Here is a 15,667-nt window from a genome sequence, read left to right on the forward strand (position 1 = left end):
GGGTGCGTCTTTGCTTTATCAGATGGAGAGCGCTATGGCTTGGAATGAGCCGGGTGGCAACTCGAATAATCAGGATCCTTGGGGTGGTAAGCGCCGCAATAATGGCGACCGCAAGGGGCCACCGGATCTCGACGAGGCCTTCCGAAAGCTGCAGGAAAGCCTGAATGGGTTGTTCGGTGGTGGAAAAAAACGCGGTAGTGACGAGGGTGGTCGCACGAGCAAGGGCGGTGGCTATGGCCTGCTGGGCCTGGGCCTTGTCGTGCTTGCGGCCGTCTGGCTGTACAGCGCGGTCTATGTAGTGGACGAGCAGGAGCAAGCCGTGGTGCTGCGCTTCGGCAAGTACTACGAGACTGTCGGGCCAGGCCTGAACATCTATTTCCCGCCGATCGACAAGAAGTACATGGAGAACGTCACGCGTGAGCGTGCCTACACCAAGCAGGGCCAGATGCTGACCGAAGACGAGAACATCGTCGAAGTACCGCTGACCGTGCAGTACAAGATCACCAACCTGCAGGACTTCGTGCTGAACGTCGACCAGCCGGAAATCAGCCTGCAACACGCAACCGAAAGTGCCTTGCGCCACGTGGTGGGTTCCACCGCCATGGACCAGGTGCTGACCGAAGGGCGTGAATTGATGGCCAGCGAAATCAAGGAGCGCCTGCAACGGTTCCTCGATACCTATCGCACCGGTATCACCGTCACCCAGGTCAACGTACAGAGCGCTGCCGCACCGCGTGAAGTGCAGGAAGCCTTTGACGACGTGATCCGTGCCCGTGAAGACGAGCAGCGTTCGCGCAACCAGGCAGAAACCTACGCCAATGGCGTGGTGCCGGAAGCCCGTGGTCAAGCCCAGCGCATCCTCGAAGATGCCAACGGCTACCGCGACGAAGTGGTCTCCCGTGCCAAGGGTGAGGCAGACCGCTTTACCAAATTGGTTGCCGAGTACCGCAAGGCACCTGAAGTGACCCGTGAGCGTCTGTACCTGGACACCATGCAGGAAGTCTTCAGCAATACGAGCAAGGTTCTCGTGACCGGCAGCAAGGGTGGGCAGAACAACCTGCTGTACCTGCCGCTGGACAAGATGATCGAAGGTGGTCGTAGCGGCGCCAGCGCGCCGTCCACCGGTTCGAATGCCGCTGCCAACGAAGCGAGCGCCCGTGCGGCCGCTGACTTGCTGCAACAGCAAACACGTACCAGGGAGAGCCGTTGATGAGCAATAAATCGCTGACCGCCCTGATTGTGGGCGTCGTCGTGGTCATCGCTGCCTGGAACTGCTTCTACATCGTGGCTCAGACCGAGCGTGCGGTGCTGCTGCAATTCGGTCGCGTGGTCCAGGCGGATGTCCAGCCGGGCCTGCATGTGAAAGTCCCCTACGTCAACCAGGTGCGCAAGTTCGACGCCCGCCTGATGACCCTGGATGCACCGACACAGCGCTTCCTGACCCTGGAAAAGAAAGCCGTGATGGTTGACGCCTACGCCAAGTGGCGCGTCAAGGACGCCGAGCGCTTCTACACCGCGACTTCCGGCCTCAAGCAGATTGCCGACGAGCGTTTGTCGCGCCGTCTGGAATCGGGCCTGCGCGACCAGTTTGGTAAGCGCACCCTGCATGAGGTGGTATCCGGTGAGCGTGATGCGCTGATGGCTGACATCACTCGTTCGCTGAACACCATGGCGGAGAAAGAGCTGGGTATCGAAGTGGTCGATGTGCGGGTCAAGGCCATTGACCTGCCGAAGGAAGTGAACCGCAGCGTGTTCGAGCGCATGAGCACCGAGCGTGAGCGTGAGGCCCGTGAGCACCGCGCCAAGGGTAACGAGCTGGCCGAAGGTATCCGTGCGGATGCCGATCGTCAGCGCCGTGTACTGCTGGCAGAAGCCTATCGCGAGTCTGAAGAGGCCCGTGGTGATGGTGATGCTCAAGCCGCGGCGATCTACGCCAAGGCTTACGGCCAGGACCAGGAGTTCTACGCGTTCTACCGTAGCCTGCGTGCCTACCGTGAAAGCTTCGCGAATAAGACCGACGTGCTGGTGCTGGACCCAAGCAGCGACTTCTTCCGCTACCTGGAAAAGTCCAAGTAACAGGCCTGTGATTCTGCAGGACCACTCCGTCGGGCGGCTAAAATGCCTGGCGGGGTGATCCTTTCAGAAAACGGGTGTATGATGCGGCAGCCGGGAAATTCCCGGCTTTTTTGCGTCTGCATGTTCGATTCGGCAGGCGTGACAGGTTTTTCGAGGAAAGTGCCCGACGAGGCCGGTTACAGGTCGTTCGTCACGTCGCTCTTGCGCGTGGTTTATGCAGGCGGCGGGTATTTTCTGCTTCACTCAAGGCTCGGCCGAGGGCTGGCCGCCCGGATCATAGGGGAATGGCGTAATGGCAACGGTAGACCGCTGGCTGCTGCCAGATGGCATCGAAGAAGTACTGCCACCAGAAGCTGCGCGCATTGAAGTAGCGCGTCGCCAGGTGTTGGATCTGTTCCAGAGCTGGGGTTACGAGTTTGTCGTGACTCCCCATATCGAGTACCTGGAATCCCTGCTGACCGGCGCGGGCCAGGACCTGGATCTGCGCACCTTTAAGGTTATCGACCCACAATCGGGCCGGCAGATGGGGTTCCGCGCCGACATCACGCCGCAAGTGGCGCGTATCGATGCGCACACCCTGCGCCGCGAAGGCCCGAGCCGCCTGTGCTACGCCGGCAGCGTGCTGCACGCCCAGCCGCGTGCCTTGTCATCGTCCCGGAGCCCGATCCAGTTGGGCGCCGAGCTGTATGGCGATGCGAGCCCGAGCAGCGACATCGAGGTGATCAGCCTGATGCTGGCCATGCTGCAACTGGCTGATGTGCCGGACGTGCACATGGACCTGGGCCACGTCGGTATCTACCGTGGCCTCGCTCGTGCCGCTGGTTTGTCCGGTGAAGCCGAGCAACAACTGTTCGACGCCCTGCAACGCAAGGCGATTGACGAAGTGATCGCCCTCACCGAAGGCGTGCCGGCTGACCTCGCGCAGATGTTGCGCGCGTTGGTCAACCTGTGCGGCGGCCGTGAAGTGCTGGTGGCTGCACGTGAACGCCTGGCCAATGCGCCAGCGCCGGTATTGGCGGCCCTGGACGATGTGCTGGCGATCGCCGAGCAGTTGTCGGCGCGCTTCCCGCAATTGCCGCTGTATTTTGACCTGGGCGAGTTGCGCGGCTACCACTACCACACCGGTGTGGTGTTCGCGGTGTTCGTTTCGGGTGTTGGCCAGGCCATCGCCCAGGGCGGTCGCTACGACGATATCGGCGCCGACTTCGGTCGCGCCCGTCCGGCCACTGGCTTTTCCACCGATTTGAAAACCCTGGTGACCCTGGGGCGTGCTGAGGTCGAGCTGCCGTCTGGTGGCATCTGGATGCCCGACAGTACGGACGCGGCACTCTGGCAGCAGGTTTGCCAGTTGCGCAGTGAGGGTCAGCGTGTCGTCCAGGCCTTGCCTGGGCAGCCATTGGCCGCCGCCCGTGAAGCGGACTGCGACCGGCAATTGATTCAGCAGAACGGGCTTTGGCAAGTATCGCCACTGGCTTCTTGAGTTTTCCTGCCGGCCATCGCCGGCACCAAGTTTGCGCGAATGAGGACAAGTGTTATGGGTAAGAATGTCGTAGTCCTGGGCACCCAATGGGGTGATGAGGGCAAAGGCAAGATCGTTGATCTGCTGACCGAACATGCTGCCGCCGTAGTGCGCTACCAAGGTGGCCACAACGCGGGTCACACCCTGGTCATCGATGGCGAAAAAACCGTCTTGCACCTGATCCCGTCGGGCGTACTGCGCGAAGGCGTGCAGTGCCTGATCGGCAACGGCGTGGTGGTTGCACCGGACGCCCTGTTGCGCGAGATCACCAAGCTGGAAGAGAAAGGCGTACCGGTGCGTGAGCGCCTGCGTATCAGCCCATCCTGCCCGCTGATCCTGTCCTTCCACGTGGCGCTGGACCAGGCCCGTGAAAAGGCCCGCGGCGAGCTGAAGATCGGCACCACCGGTCGCGGCATCGGCCCGGCCTACGAAGACAAGGTAGCGCGCCGTGGCCTGCGTGTGGGCGACCTGCTCAACATGCCGCGCTTTGAAGACAAGCTGCGTGAACTGGTGGATTACCACAACTTCATGCTGGTGGGTTACTACAAAGAACCGGCCATCGAGTTCGAAAAGACGCTGGCCGAGTGCAAGGAATACGCTGAGCTGCTCAAGCCGCTGATGCTGGACGTGACGGCCGAACTGCACGACCTGCGTCGCGCCGGCAAAGACATCATGTTCGAAGGCGCCCAGGGTTCGTTGCTCGACATCGACCACGGCACCTACCCGTACGTGACCAGTTCCAACACCACCGCTGGCGGCGTTGCTACTGGTTCGGGCGTTGGCCCGATGTTCCTGGACTACATCCTGGGCATCACCAAGGCTTACACCACCCGTGTAGGTTCGGGCCCGTTCCCGACTGAGCTGTTCGACGAAGTCGGCGCGCACCTGGCCAAGCAAGGTCATGAGTTCGGCGCAACTACCGGCCGTGCCCGTCGTTGTGGCTGGTTCGACGCCGTTATCCTGCGTCGCGCTATCGATGTGAACAGCATCTCGGGCATCTGCCTGACCAAGCTGGACGTACTCGACGGTCTGGAAGCCATCAACATCTGCACCGGTTACAAAGACGCCGAGGGTAATGACGTCGCTCCTACTGACGCCGACAGCTACGTGGGCCTGCAGCCTGTGTACGAAGAAGTGCCGGGCTGGACCGAGTCGACCGTGGGCGCCAAGACCCTGGAAGAGCTGCCAGCCAATGCCCGTGCTTACATCAAGCGCGTTGAAGAGCTGATTGGCGCGCCGATCGACATTATTTCGACGGGCCCGGACCGCAACGAGACCATCGTTCTGCGTCATCCGTTCGCTTAATAAGCTGTTGATGTAAAAAGCAAAGGGCTCCTTCGGGAGCCCTTTTTCGTTTGTGTCTGGCAAGCGGCACGACCCTTGCTGTGTTTCCTTCTTTCCGAGGTGCTATCAATTTAATGGCACCCGTGGTGGAGGGATTCCCAGTGTCTGCCGTTCTCTCGTTGTTACAAAGTCGTCTGTTGCGACCAGTGTTCGTTACCCTAGGTATCGCTCTTTTGGTGCAAGTGCTGGTGGCCGTCGCGCTGACGCGGAGCACCGTTACTGCCCTGGAGGCAGATTTGGGTAATCGCCTGGGCGTCGATAGCCAGAAGCTGTCCGGCGAATTAGCCCAGGCCGGCAAGGAAGTCACGTCCAGTCTGGACAGTTTGTCCACCAGCACCCGTCAGCGTCTGACCGCAGGGCTTTCCACGCGCCTTCAGGAAGAGCAGAGGCAATTGCGTGCGACCCTGGAAAAAGACCTGCAGGACTCTGCCAATGACATGGCCCAGTTGCTGGCGTCGGTGGCGCCGCGAGCCATGTGGGACAGCGATGTGCCGACCTTGTCGGAGTTCGCCCGGCGTGCGCAGCGTAATCCCAACGTGTTGTTCGTGGTGTATGACGACGCGGCGGGCGAGCACCTGACCCGTTACCTGAACCGTGAAAACCCGATCAACCAGGCCCTGCTGGCAAAGGGTGCGGGGGAGCGGGCCCTGGATAAAGTGCTGGACGCGGCCAAGACTGATCCTGCGGTGTATTACGTCGAAGCCTCGATCAGCCCCAACGGCGTGGAGATCGGCAAGGTCCGCATGGGGGTTTCCACCGCGTCGGTCGAGGCCGATCTGCAAGCGCTGGACAAGCGTTTTGCCGCGCTGATTGCCAGCGGTGATCAACTGGTCGGTGACAGCCTCAAAGGCGCAGCGGCGGATAGCGCTGCGGCCATGGGCGCGCGCCTGCAATCAGCACAAGCCACGGCCACCCAGATGACCGCCAACACTACCAGCGCGGTTCAAGAGGCTGCCGGCACCCTGCGCTGGCGCATCGGCATGGGCCTTGCGCTGGTCGGTCTTGGCGTATTACTGCTGATCGCCATCGTGCTCGGTCGCCGCGTCGTCAACCGCTTGAAGCTGCTGATCGCTGCCATGGATGATTTGGCGGCGGGCGAGGGCGACCTTACCAAGCGGGTGCAAATCAGCAGCAAGGATGAGATCGGCGACATGGCGTCGGCGGTCAATCGCTTTGTGGATAAGTTGCAGCCCATCGTGCGCGAAGCGGGTGAAGTGGCCCAGCGCACCGGTGTGGAAATCGGTGCGATGACCTTGCGCAATGCGGGCGCCGACAAGGCTGCCGGTTTGCAGCGTGATGAAGTCGCCGAGAGCCTGCGCGCACTGTCGCAGATGGCCGATGAGGCCCAGGCCGAAAGCCATGCCATGCAGGCGGCGCTGCAACAGGTGGTGGAGATTCGCCACGCGACGGATGAGAACTCACGCACGTCGGCCGAAGTTGGCAGTTTGATCGAAGCGTTGGCGGGGCAGGTGCAGGCGGGGTCACAGGTTATCGAGCGCCTGGCCCAACAGAGTGAGCAGATTGAAGTGGTGCTGACGGTGATCCATGGGATCGCCGAGCAAACCAACCTGCTCGCCCTGAACGCCGCCATCGAAGCGGCGCGCGCCGGTGAAACGGGGCGCGGTTTTGCGGTGGTTGCGGACGAGGTTCGCGCACTGGCCAGTAAAACCCAAAGCTCCACCGGTGATATCCAGGCGCATATCGTGGCGTTGCAACAGGGCGCGCGTGAGGCGGTGGACACCATCGGCAAGGCCGGGCGCCAGGCCAGTGAGGGCTTGCTGGTACTGCGCGAGAGCGTGCGTTTGCAGCAGACGGTGCAGGCTTCGGTGGAGCAGGTGCATGCGGCAATCGGCCTGGCGACACGTGCGGCCGAGCATCAGGCTCAGGGCGCACATGCGGTGCGTGGGCGCGTCGAGGTGATCCACGCCCAGGCCGAGCGTGCTGCGCAGGCAGTGGTGGAAACCACGGCCAGTGGCAAGGTGCTGGATGGGTTAGCGGCGCAGTTGAAGGCGAGTTTGGGGCAGTTCAGGGCTTAGTGGCGCCTGGACTGGCGCTATCGGGGGCAAGCCCCTCCCACATGGGAACGCATTCCAAATGTGGGAGGGGGCTTGCCCCCGATAGCAATCTCAACGGCTCAAATACATCCGCGTCGTAAGCAGATACACCGGCAACCCCGACACCAGGATCAACAACGCCGCATAAGGCGCAGCCGCCGCAAACTCCACATTCGACGTATGCGCCCACACGGCAGTCGCCAAGGTATTCAGCCCGGTCGGACTCAGCAGCAAGGTCGCCGTCAATTCCTTCATCGCATCCAGAAACACCAGGGCAAACGCCGCACCCAATGCCGGGAAGATGATCGGCAGTGTCACCCGGCAAAAAGCACTGAAGGGCGATGCCCCGAGCGTCCGCGCAGCCTCTTCCAGCTGGGGCGCGGCCTTGTTCAATGCCGTGCGTATCGGCGCCTGGGCCAGCGGCAGAAACAACAGCGCGTAGGCGATCAGCAGCAGCGCCGACGTTTGATACAGCGCCGGCACGTAATGCAGGGCGAAATACACCAGGGTCAGTGCAATCACCAGGCCGGGCAGGGCGTGCAGCAGGTAGGGCAGGCGTTCAGCCCAGATCGCCAGTCGGCCTTTATAGCGCACCACCAGCAAGCCTACCGGCACCGCCAACGCCAGGCACACCGCTGCGCCACCCAGGGACAGCGCCAGGGATGATAACAACGCTTCACTGATCTCGGCCACCGGAAACGCCGCCGACGAACCCACGGCCAGCCAATAACCGAGCATCCCCAGCGGAATGCCGCTGCCGATGACTGCCAGCGCCAGGCAATACAGCTGACCGAGCGGCGCCCACTTGCCCAATTTAACCTGTTCGGCATGCCGCGCCGCGCCCTGGCCGATACGCACATGGCGGCCCTTGCCACGCATGCGCAGCTCCAGCCACAACAGGGTCAGGCACATCGCCAGCAGCACCGCCGAGAGCATCGCCGCATTGGCATTGCTGAACTCCAGCTCGAATTGCTGATAGATCGCGGTCGTGAAGGTCTGCAGGCCGATGATCGACAAAGCGCCGAACTCCACCAGCATGTGCAGCGCAATCAGCAGCGCGCCGGCCACCAGCGAGGGCCACAGCAGCGGCAAGGTGATGCGCCGGAATACGCCCCAGCGGTTCAGGCCCAGGGTACGCGCCGATTCTTCCAGGGCGGGATCAAGATTGCGCAGTGTCGCGGCCACCGGCAGAAACACCAGCGGGTATTTGGACAGGCTCATCACCAGGATCGCGCCGCCGAGGCCTTCGAAGTTGGCGCTCAGCGACACCCAAGTAAAGCTGCTGACAAACGCCGGCACCGCAAACGGCAGGCACAGGATCACCCCCCAGAGGCGCCGCCCAGGCAGGTTGCTGCGCTCCAGCAACCAGGCCAGGGACAGGCCGACCACGCCGCACACCACCGTCACGCCCACCATCAGCGCCAGGGTGTTGCGCAGCAGCCCGAAGACATAAGGTCGCCACAGCAGATGCACCGCCTGCGCCCAACCAGCCTGCCAGGTCTTGAGCCCGACATAGGCCAGCGGCAACAGGCTCAGGCCAACCAGCAACAGCACCGGCAACAGCAGCCAGATCGAAGGGCGTTTGCGCCGGGGGCGAAAACCTGCGGCGCTGAGCGATGGGTTCATCAGTTCAAGCCAACGTCACGTTCCAGGTCCAGGGCCTCTTCGGCATTGCCCAGGTCGGCGGGGGTGACTTTCGGCGGCTGCAGTTCGTTGAAAGGCTTGAGGCCGCGATTGGACTGCATGCCTTTGCGCAGCGGGTATTCAGCCGAGGTGTTGGTGATCACGCGCTGGCCTTCTTCACTGGCCATGAACGCCAGCAGTTGCTGGGCTTCCTTGGGGTGTTTGCTGGATTTCAGCGCTGCAGCCGAAGACACCGTAATCAGACCGCCCGCATCGCCGTCGGTGAAGTAGTGCAATTGGGAGTCGAGGTTGGTTTTCTCTTTTTTCAGGGCAAACCAGTAATAGTTGTTCACCAGTACCGTAGCCACTTCGCCGTTTTCCACGGCTTTGAGCGCAACCATATTGTTGCTGTACACCTTGCCGAATGCGCGCAGGCCGGTCAGCCATTCTTCTGCGGCTTCACGTCCGTGCAGCTTGATGATCGCCACCGCCTGTTCCTGGAATGCACCGCTGGTGGGCACGAAGCCAACCTTGCCTTGCCACTCGGGACCGGCGAAATCCAGCACCGATTTGGGCAGGTCTTTTTCGGCAATCAGCTTGGGATTGAAAGCGACGACGCGGGTGCGTGCGGTCACGCCCATCCAGTCACCGTTACTGCCGACGTAGTCTTTGGGCAATACATCGAGGGTGCTGGCATCGATCCTGGCCAGCAGGCCTTGCTCGCCCAGCTTGTTCAGCGGCGGCGATTCTTCGGTGTAGATCACGTCGGCAGGCGAGCGGTCGCCTTCTTCGACGATTTGGCTGGCCAGTTGATTGCTGCTGCCTTTGCGTACATTGACGTGAATGCCGGTCTTGGCTTCGAAGGCTTTGGCGAGTTCATCGCCGACTTCCTTGTGCTGGCCGTTGTACAGGGTCAGGGAGACCTTATCGGCAGAATAGGCGGCGGGCGAGAGCAGGGTCAGGCCGAGCAGAGTGATGGTCAGGCCACGCAGAAGGGAGGTCTTGAGACGGATATCGCGGATCATCATCCGGGGTTTTCCTCACTTGTAAGCTACAAATTCTTACAAGGATAAACGATAAACCTTCTCAAGTGCGCATGAGCAGGCCCCACCATCAAGTTTTAAACCCCAGAAACGAAAAAAACCGCTTTCGCGGGTTTGATCTGAATTTTGGTGCCCAGGAGAAGACTCGAACTTCCACGACCTTGCGATCACCAGCACCTGAAGCTGGCGTGTCTACCAATTTCACCACCTGGGCATTATCAAGCAACGTTGCCGCTGTTGATGGGGCGAACTATACGGCGGGCTTTTTGATCTGTAAACCCCTGATTCAAAAAAATAAATCAGGTTTTACGTTAAGAATCAAAGACCTGAAACGAAAAAACCCGCTTTCGCGGGTTTGATCTGAATTTGGTGCCCAGGAGAAGACTCGAACTTCCACGACCTTGCGATCACCAGCACCTGAAGCTGGCGTGTCTACCAATTTCACCACCTGGGCAGCATCAACAACGTTGCCGTCGTCGATGGCGCGCACTATACGGAGCCCTTTTTCAGCTGTAAACCCCTGGTATGAAAAAAGCCTGGAAAATTCCCTCAATGGTCGTGCAAGGTACGCGTCGGTGGGCTACAAAGGGCTTTTAAACACTTGTTGATGCCTGAAATTTCCCGTTTCAATACGCGTATGCCAAACTAACCCGCATATAGACAAGGTGAAAACTCTCTAATGGCCGATTGGCAGTCCCTCGATCCCGAGGCCGCTCGTGAAGCGGAAAAATATGAAAACCCTATTCCTAGCCGCGAACTGATCCTGGCGCACCTCGCCGATCGTGGTTCGCCTGCTAGCCGTGAGCAGCTGGTTGAAGAATTCGGTCTGACCACCGAAGACCAGCTCGAAGCCCTGCGCCGCCGTTTGCGTGCGATGGAGCGCGACGCTCAGCTGATCTACACCCGCCGTGGCACCTATGCGCCGGTCGACAAGCTCGACCTGATCCTCGGCCGCATCGCCGGCCACCGGGACGGCTTCGGCTTCCTGATCCCGGATGATGGCAGCGACGACCTGTTCATGAGCCCCGCGCAAATGCGCCTGGTGTTCGACGGCGACCGTGCCCTGGCGCGTGTTTCCGGCCTGGACCGTCGTGGTCGTCGTGAAGGCGTGATCGTCGAAGTGGTGTCCCGTGCCCACGAGTCCATCGTCGGCCGTTATTTCGAAGAAGGCGGTATCGGCTTCGTCGTGCCGGATAACCCGAAGGTCCAGCAGGAAGTGCTGATCACCCCGGGCCGCAATGGCGCCGCCAAGGTCGGCCAGTTCGTCGAGGTGAAAATCACCCACTGGCCAACTGCGCGCTTCCAGCCCCAGGGCGACATCGTTGAAGTGGTCGGCAACTACATGGCGCCGGGCATGGAAATCGACGTCGCGCTGCGCACCTACGATATTCCTCACGTCTGGCCCGACGCTGTGCTCAAGGAAGCCGCCAAGCTCAAGCCGGAAGTCGAAGACAAGGACAAAGAGAAGCGCATCGACCTGCGCCATCTGCCGTTCGTCACCATCGACGGCGAAGACGCCCGCGACTTCGACGATGCGGTCTACTGCGAAGCCAAGCCTGGCAAACTGCGCCTGTTCTCCGGCGGCTGGAAGCTGTTCGTCGCGATTGCCGACGTGTCCAGCTACGTGAAGATCGGTTCGGCCCTGGATAACGAAGCCCAGGTGCGCGGCAACTCCGTGTACTTCCCTGAGCGCGTCATCCCGATGCTGCCCGAGCAGCTGTCCAACGGCCTGTGCTCCCTGAACCCGAAAGTCGACCGTTTGGCCATGGTGTGCGAGATGACCATCTCGAAAACCGGCGAAATGACCGACTACCAGTTCTACGAAGCGGTGATCCATTCCCAGGCGCGCCTGACCTACAACAAGGTCAGCACCATCCTGGAAACGCCGAAGACCAGCGAAGCCAAAGCCCTGCGTACCGAGTACGCCGACGTGGTGCCGCACCTCAAGCAGCTGTACTCGTTGTACAAAGTGTTGCTGGGTGCCCGTCATGTGCGTGGCGCGATCGATTTTGAAACCCAGGAAACCCGGATTGTCTTCGGTTCCGAGCGCAAGATCGCCGCGATCACCCCAACGACGCGTAACGACGCGCACAAGCTGATCGAGGAATGCATGCTGGCCGCCAACGTGGCCACCGCTGAATTCCTGAAAAAGCACGAGATTCCAGCGCTGTACCGGGTGCACGACGGCCCGCCGCCGGAGCGCCTGGAAAAACTGCGCGCCTTCCTCGGTGAGCTCGGCCTGTCCCTGCACAAAGGCAAGGACGGCCCGACGCCGAAGGACTACCAGGCTCTGTTGGCCAGCATCAAGGACCGTCCGGATTACCACGTGATCCAGACCGTCATGCTGCGTTCGTTGAGCCAGGCGGTGTACAGCGCCGATAACCAGGGCCACTTCGGCCTGAATTACGAGGCGTACACCCACTTCACCTCGCCGATCCGTCGTTACCCGGACCTGCTTACGCACCGCGCGATCCGCAGCGTGATCCATTCCAAGCAGAACACCCCGCACGTCAAGCGCGCCGGTGCCATGACCATTCCGAAGGCACGGATCTATCCGTACGACGAAGCGGCCCTGGAGCAGTTGGGCGAGCAGTGCTCCATGAGCGAGCGCCGCGCTGATGAAGCCACCCGCGATGTGGTGAATTGGCTCAAGTGCGAATTCATGAAGGATCGCGTGGGCGAGTCGTTCCCGGGTGTGATCACCGCCGTGACCGGTTTCGGCCTGTTCGTCGAGCTGACCGACATCTACGTCGAGGGCCTGGTGCACGTCACCGCCTTGCCGGGTGACTACTATCACTTCGACCCAGTGCATCATCGCCTGGCGGGCGAGCGCACCGGGCGCAGTTTCCGCCTGGGTGACACGGTAGAAGTGCAGGTCATGCGCGTCGACCTCGACGAGCGCAAGATCGACTTCGGTATGCCTGACAAGCCGGCCGAGCCTGCGGGTCGCAAAAAGCGTGGCGGCGAAACCACCGCACCGGCCAGCAAAGGCAAAGGGGCTCCTGCGAAAGCGGCGGCCGCCGAGCCTGCGCCAGCCAAGGCCGGTCGTCGTTCTTCGGCCAAGGAAAAGGCCCCGGAAGCCTATCGCCCAAGCGATGCTGCGGCGAAAAATGCCGAGCTGCGCAAGAGTCGCGAGTTGAAGCAGCAGTTGCTCAACGAAGCCAAAAGCGGTGGTAAAGCGGCGTCTGGGGGAAAGTCCCAAGGGGCGGAAAAACCGTCGAGCAAACCCAGTAAACACCGTAAAGGCCCGCCCAAAGCGGGTTCGGCCCCCGCGAAAAGCGGCGGGTCGCGCAAACCTAAGGCCAAGCCATGAGTCTGGAAAAAATCTACGGCGTGCATGCCGTAGAAGCACTGCTGCGTCACCACCCCAAGCGTGTCAAGCAAGTGTGGTTGGCGGAAGGTCGCAGCGAGCCACGCGTGCAGGCGCTGGTCGAGCTGGCCAACCAGAACAAGGTTGCCATCGGCCAGGCTGAACGCCGTGAAATGGACGTATGGGTCGAAGGCGTTCACCAGGGCGTGGTTGCTGACGTCAGTCCGAGCCAGGTGTGGGGCGAGGCCATGCTCGACGAGCTGCTCGACCGTACCGAAGGCGCGCCGTTGCTGCTGGTGCTGGACGGCGTGACCGACCCGCACAACCTCGGCGCCTGCCTGCGTTCGGCGGATGCTGCCGGCGCGCTGGCGGTGATCGTGCCTAAAGACAAGTCGGCGACCCTCACGCCGGTCGTGCGTAAAGTCGCCTGCGGCGCGGCGGAAGTGATTCCGCTGGTGGCCGTGACCAACCTGGCGCGCACCCTGGAAAAACTCCAGCAACGTGGCTTGTGGATTGTCGGCACGGCGGGGGAGGCTGAAGTCAGCATCTATCACCAGGACCTCACCGGCCCGACCATCCTGATCATGGGCGCCGAAGGCAAGGGCATGCGTCGCTTGACCCGTGAGCATTGCGATTATCTGGTGCACTTGCCGATGGCCGGTAGCGTCAGCAGCCTGAACGTTTCGGTGGCAACGGGCGTGTGCCTGTTTGAAGCCCAGCGTCAACGCGGTGCCAAGGCGAAGGCCAAGCCCAAGAAGTAAGCCAGGCCTGGCCTGGATCAACATGTGGGAGGGGGCTTGCTCCCGATGGCGGTGAGTCAGTCACAACATCTGTAACTGAAACACCGCTATCGGGAGCAAGCCCCCTCCCACATTTGTTTTTGTGGTGTTTGGGGGATTGTTCAAATAATCACCAATCACCTTGCGCCGCTCCTTCCCCTTCTCTACAATTGCGCCCCTTGCCCACCTGGCAGGCACGCATGTGCCTCCCCTGCGGCAAGATCCATAAGTGTCATTCACTCCTTGTCTGACCGTTTTTGAGCGGCAGGCTACAACCCGTAAGGAGCATTCATGCGTCATTACGAAATCATCTTTTTGGTCCACCCGGATCAAAGCGAGCAAGTCGGCGGCATGGTTGAGCGTTACACCAAGCTGATCGAAGAAGACGGCGGCAAAATCCACCGTCTGGAAGATTGGGGCCGTCGTCAACTGGCCTACGCAATCAACAATGTTCACAAGGCTCACTACGTGATGCTGAACGTTGAATGCACTGGCAAGGCCTTGGCCGAGCTGGAAGACAACTTCCGCTACAACGATGCAGTGATCCGTAACCTGGTCATCCGTCGCGAAGAAGCCGTTACCGGCCAATCCGAGATGCTCAAGGCTGAAGAAAACCGCAGTGAGCGCCGTGAGCGTCGCGACCGTCCTGAGCACGAAGGCGCTGATAGCGCTGATAGTGATGACAGCGACAACAGCGATAACGCTGACGAGTAATCCACGGACCTTTTAAGGAGCCTATCAAATGGCACGTTTCTTCCGTCGTCGTAAATTCTGCCGCTTCACCGCTGAAGACGTGAAAGAGATCGATTACAAAGATCTCAACACTCTGAAAGCCTACGTATCCGAGACCGGCAAAATCGTTCCAAGCCGTATCACCGGTACCAAAGCACGTTATCAGCGTCAGCTGGCCACCGCTATCAAGCGCGCCCGCTTCCTGGCCCTGCTGGCCTACACCGACAGCCACGGCCGCTGAGACCGGGCAGTCGACAAGTAGTAAGGGATTGAATGCATGCGCGCCTTAGCTGAGTTCATCATGCGCGGTCGTATGCAGGCCACTCTGGTAGTGGCTGGCTGTGCGGCATTGCCGTTGCTTTATTGGTTGGGTGCTGCCGCAGGTTGCCTTGTGCTCCTGCGGCGCGGTTTGAAGGACGCTCTTGGCGTTCTTGCCCTGGGTTTGTTGCCGGCCTTGATCTGGTGGCTGCAAATGGGTGATCCACGGGTACTTCTGGTACTGCTGGGGTCATCGAGCCTTGCGTTGGTTTTACGCGCAAGTGAGTCCTGGGTCCGCACGCTGCTGGTCAGCGTGGCATTGGGGTTGGTGTACTCAGTGATGCTTGGCGCGGCTTTCCGCCCGCAAATCGAGGCGCTGGCGCAGGAAATCGTCAAGATCCTGCCGCTGGCCCTCGGGGATCTCTACCAGCAATTATCGGTAGATGAGCGAGCGCGGTTTGCGTCACTGATTGCGCCGGTCCTGACCGGCCTGATTGCGGCTTTGTTGCAGGTTGTCAGCGTGCTGAGCCTGATTCTTGGGCGTTATTGGCAGGCGTTGTTGTACAACCCGGGTGGTTTTGGTCGCGAGTTTCGCAGTATCAGAATTCCTGCGGGGCCGGCGATGTTGCTGCTGGCGTGCATGGTTGTCGGGCCGAACTTCGGTCCACAGATGGCCTTGTTGGCGCCGATTTGCAGCGTACCGCTGGTGTTTGCCGGGCTGGCCCTGATTCATGGGCTGGTTGCGCGCAAGCGCCTGGCCAGGTTCTGGCTGGTGGGGTTGTACGTCACGCTGTTGCTGTTCATGCAGCTGATCTATCCGTTACTCGTGGTTTTGGCCATTGTCGACGGCCTGATTGATTTTCGCGGACGTCTGGCGTCGAAAGATGCCGATAGCGCGAACGGTGAAGGTTAAAAGTTAGAGGATTTTC

The 15,667-nt window shown here is 60.9% G+C and carries 13 protein-coding genes and 2 tRNA genes; 11 read left to right on the forward strand and 4 right to left on the reverse strand.

Annotation, left to right across the window (positions count from 1 at the left end; genetic code table 11):
- Positions 1-34: 34 nt before the first annotated feature.
- From hflK to C4J92_RS02900, 5 genes are all read left to right on the forward strand, one after another.
- Positions 35-1,210, forward strand: a complete 1,176-nt coding sequence (hflK, locus tag C4J92_RS02880; protein ID WP_124365625.1) for an FtsH protease activity modulator HflK — start codon at positions 35-37, stop codon at positions 1,208-1,210.
- On the forward strand, positions 1,210-2,076 hold the full coding sequence (hflC, locus tag C4J92_RS02885) for a protease modulator HflC (protein WP_003188064.1): 867 nt from the start codon (positions 1,210-1,212) through the stop codon (positions 2,074-2,076). Before hflK ends, hflC begins: the two co-directional genes overlap by 1 nt.
- A gap of 292 nt (positions 2,077-2,368) precedes the next feature.
- The gene (locus C4J92_RS02890; protein WP_124402892.1) at positions 2,369-3,556 is read left to right on the forward strand and encodes an ATP phosphoribosyltransferase regulatory subunit; all 1,188 of its coding nucleotides are present in this window, start codon (positions 2,369-2,371) and stop codon (positions 3,554-3,556) included.
- A gap of 54 nt (positions 3,557-3,610) precedes the next feature.
- Positions 3,611-4,900: an adenylosuccinate synthase gene (locus C4J92_RS02895; protein WP_124402893.1), complete on the forward strand. Its 1,290-nt coding sequence runs from the start codon at positions 3,611-3,613 to the stop codon at positions 4,898-4,900.
- Positions 4,901-5,040: 140 nt separating this feature from the next.
- Positions 5,041-6,975 (forward strand): methyl-accepting chemotaxis protein, encoded by a 1,935-nt coding sequence (locus C4J92_RS02900; RefSeq protein WP_124402894.1) that lies wholly within the window; start codon positions 5,041-5,043, stop codon positions 6,973-6,975.
- A 90-nt stretch (positions 6,976-7,065) separates the two neighbouring features.
- Here C4J92_RS02900 and C4J92_RS02905 read toward each other — a convergent pair whose 3' ends face one another.
- The 3 genes from C4J92_RS02905 to C4J92_RS02915 form a co-directional block, all read right to left on the reverse strand.
- The gene (locus tag C4J92_RS02905; RefSeq protein WP_124402895.1) at positions 7,066-8,619 is read right to left on the reverse strand and encodes an iron ABC transporter permease; all 1,554 of its coding nucleotides are present in this window, start codon (positions 8,617-8,619) and stop codon (positions 7,066-7,068) included.
- A complete protein-coding gene (locus tag C4J92_RS02910; protein WP_124402896.1) occupies positions 8,619-9,644 on the reverse strand; it encodes an iron ABC transporter substrate-binding protein in 1,026 nt (341 codons plus the stop codon). The genes C4J92_RS02905 and C4J92_RS02910 overlap by 1 nt, the downstream gene beginning before the upstream one ends.
- A gap of 142 nt (positions 9,645-9,786) precedes the next feature.
- Positions 9,787-9,873 (reverse strand) — tRNA-Leu (locus C4J92_RS02915).
- Here C4J92_RS02915 and C4J92_RS26905 point away from each other — a divergent pair.
- A complete protein-coding gene (locus C4J92_RS26905; RefSeq protein WP_164485227.1) occupies positions 9,848-10,018 on the forward strand; it encodes a hypothetical protein in 171 nt (56 codons plus the stop codon). The two genes, C4J92_RS02915 and C4J92_RS26905, sit on opposite strands and share 26 nt — an antisense overlap.
- 8 nt (positions 10,019-10,026) lie before the next feature.
- Here C4J92_RS26905 and C4J92_RS02920 read toward each other — a convergent pair.
- Positions 10,027-10,113, reverse strand: a tRNA-Leu gene (locus C4J92_RS02920).
- 225 nt (positions 10,114-10,338) lie between these two features.
- Between C4J92_RS02920 and rnr the strand changes: the two genes are divergently transcribed.
- The 5 genes from rnr (at position 10,339) to C4J92_RS02945 (ending at position 15,651) form a co-directional block, all read left to right on the forward strand.
- Positions 10,339-12,972, forward strand: a complete 2,634-nt coding sequence (rnr, locus tag C4J92_RS02925; RefSeq protein ID WP_124402897.1) for a ribonuclease R — start codon at positions 10,339-10,341, stop codon at positions 12,970-12,972.
- Positions 12,969-13,730, forward strand: a complete 762-nt coding sequence (gene rlmB / locus C4J92_RS02930) for a 23S rRNA (guanosine(2251)-2'-O)-methyltransferase RlmB (protein WP_124402898.1) — start codon at positions 12,969-12,971, stop codon at positions 13,728-13,730. The genes rnr and rlmB overlap by 4 nt, the downstream gene beginning before the upstream one ends.
- Positions 13,731-14,039: 309 nt before the next feature.
- A complete protein-coding gene (gene rpsF, locus C4J92_RS02935; protein WP_003236224.1) occupies positions 14,040-14,462 on the forward strand; it encodes a 30S ribosomal protein S6 in 423 nt (140 codons plus the stop codon).
- 28 nt (positions 14,463-14,490) lie between these two features.
- Entirely contained in the window at positions 14,491-14,721 is a 231-nt protein-coding gene (gene rpsR, locus C4J92_RS02940; protein ID WP_002551829.1) for a 30S ribosomal protein S18, read from the forward strand.
- Between the two features lie 36 nt (positions 14,722-14,757).
- Positions 14,758-15,651 carry a hypothetical protein gene (locus tag C4J92_RS02945; protein ID WP_124361031.1) on the forward strand — a complete coding sequence of 298 codons (894 nt, stop codon included), beginning with the start codon at positions 14,758-14,760 and terminating at the stop codon, positions 15,649-15,651.
- The last annotated feature ends 16 nt before the right edge of the window (positions 15,652-15,667 follow it).

It is taken from the genome of Pseudomonas sp. R3-18-08, from assembly GCF_003852065.1.
In the GTDB taxonomy this organism is placed as follows: Bacteria; Pseudomonadota; Gammaproteobacteria; order Pseudomonadales; family Pseudomonadaceae; genus Aquipseudomonas.

What these genes read in the sequence shown, in the direction of transcription:
- hflK (WP_124365625.1), top strand. Translation starts at nt 35, where the DNA reads ATGGCTTGGAATGAGCCGGGTGGCAACTCGAATAATCAGGATCCTTGG.
- hflC (WP_003188064.1), top strand. Translation starts at nt 1,210, where the DNA reads ATGAGCAATAAATCGCTGACCGCCCTGATTGTGGGCGTCGTCGTGGTC.
- C4J92_RS02890 (WP_124402892.1), top strand. Translation starts at nt 2,369, where the DNA reads ATGGCAACGGTAGACCGCTGGCTGCTGCCAGATGGCATCGAAGAAGTA.
- C4J92_RS02895 (WP_124402893.1), top strand. Translation starts at nt 3,611, where the DNA reads ATGGGTAAGAATGTCGTAGTCCTGGGCACCCAATGGGGTGATGAGGGC.
- C4J92_RS02905 (WP_124402895.1), bottom strand. Translation starts at nt 8,619, where the DNA reads ATGAACCCATCGCTCAGCGCCGCAGGTTTTCGCCCCCGGCGCAAACGC.
- C4J92_RS02910 (WP_124402896.1), bottom strand. Translation starts at nt 9,644, where the DNA reads ATGATGATCCGCGATATCCGTCTCAAGACCTCCCTTCTGCGTGGCCTG.
- rnr (WP_124402897.1), top strand. Translation starts at nt 10,339, where the DNA reads ATGGCCGATTGGCAGTCCCTCGATCCCGAGGCCGCTCGTGAAGCGGAA.
- rlmB (WP_124402898.1), top strand. Translation starts at nt 12,969, where the DNA reads ATGAGTCTGGAAAAAATCTACGGCGTGCATGCCGTAGAAGCACTGCTG.
- rpsF (WP_003236224.1), top strand. Translation starts at nt 14,040, where the DNA reads ATGCGTCATTACGAAATCATCTTTTTGGTCCACCCGGATCAAAGCGAG.
- rpsR (WP_002551829.1), top strand. Translation starts at nt 14,491, where the DNA reads ATGGCACGTTTCTTCCGTCGTCGTAAATTCTGCCGCTTCACCGCTGAA.
- C4J92_RS02945 (WP_124361031.1), top strand. Translation starts at nt 14,758, where the DNA reads ATGCGCGCCTTAGCTGAGTTCATCATGCGCGGTCGTATGCAGGCCACT.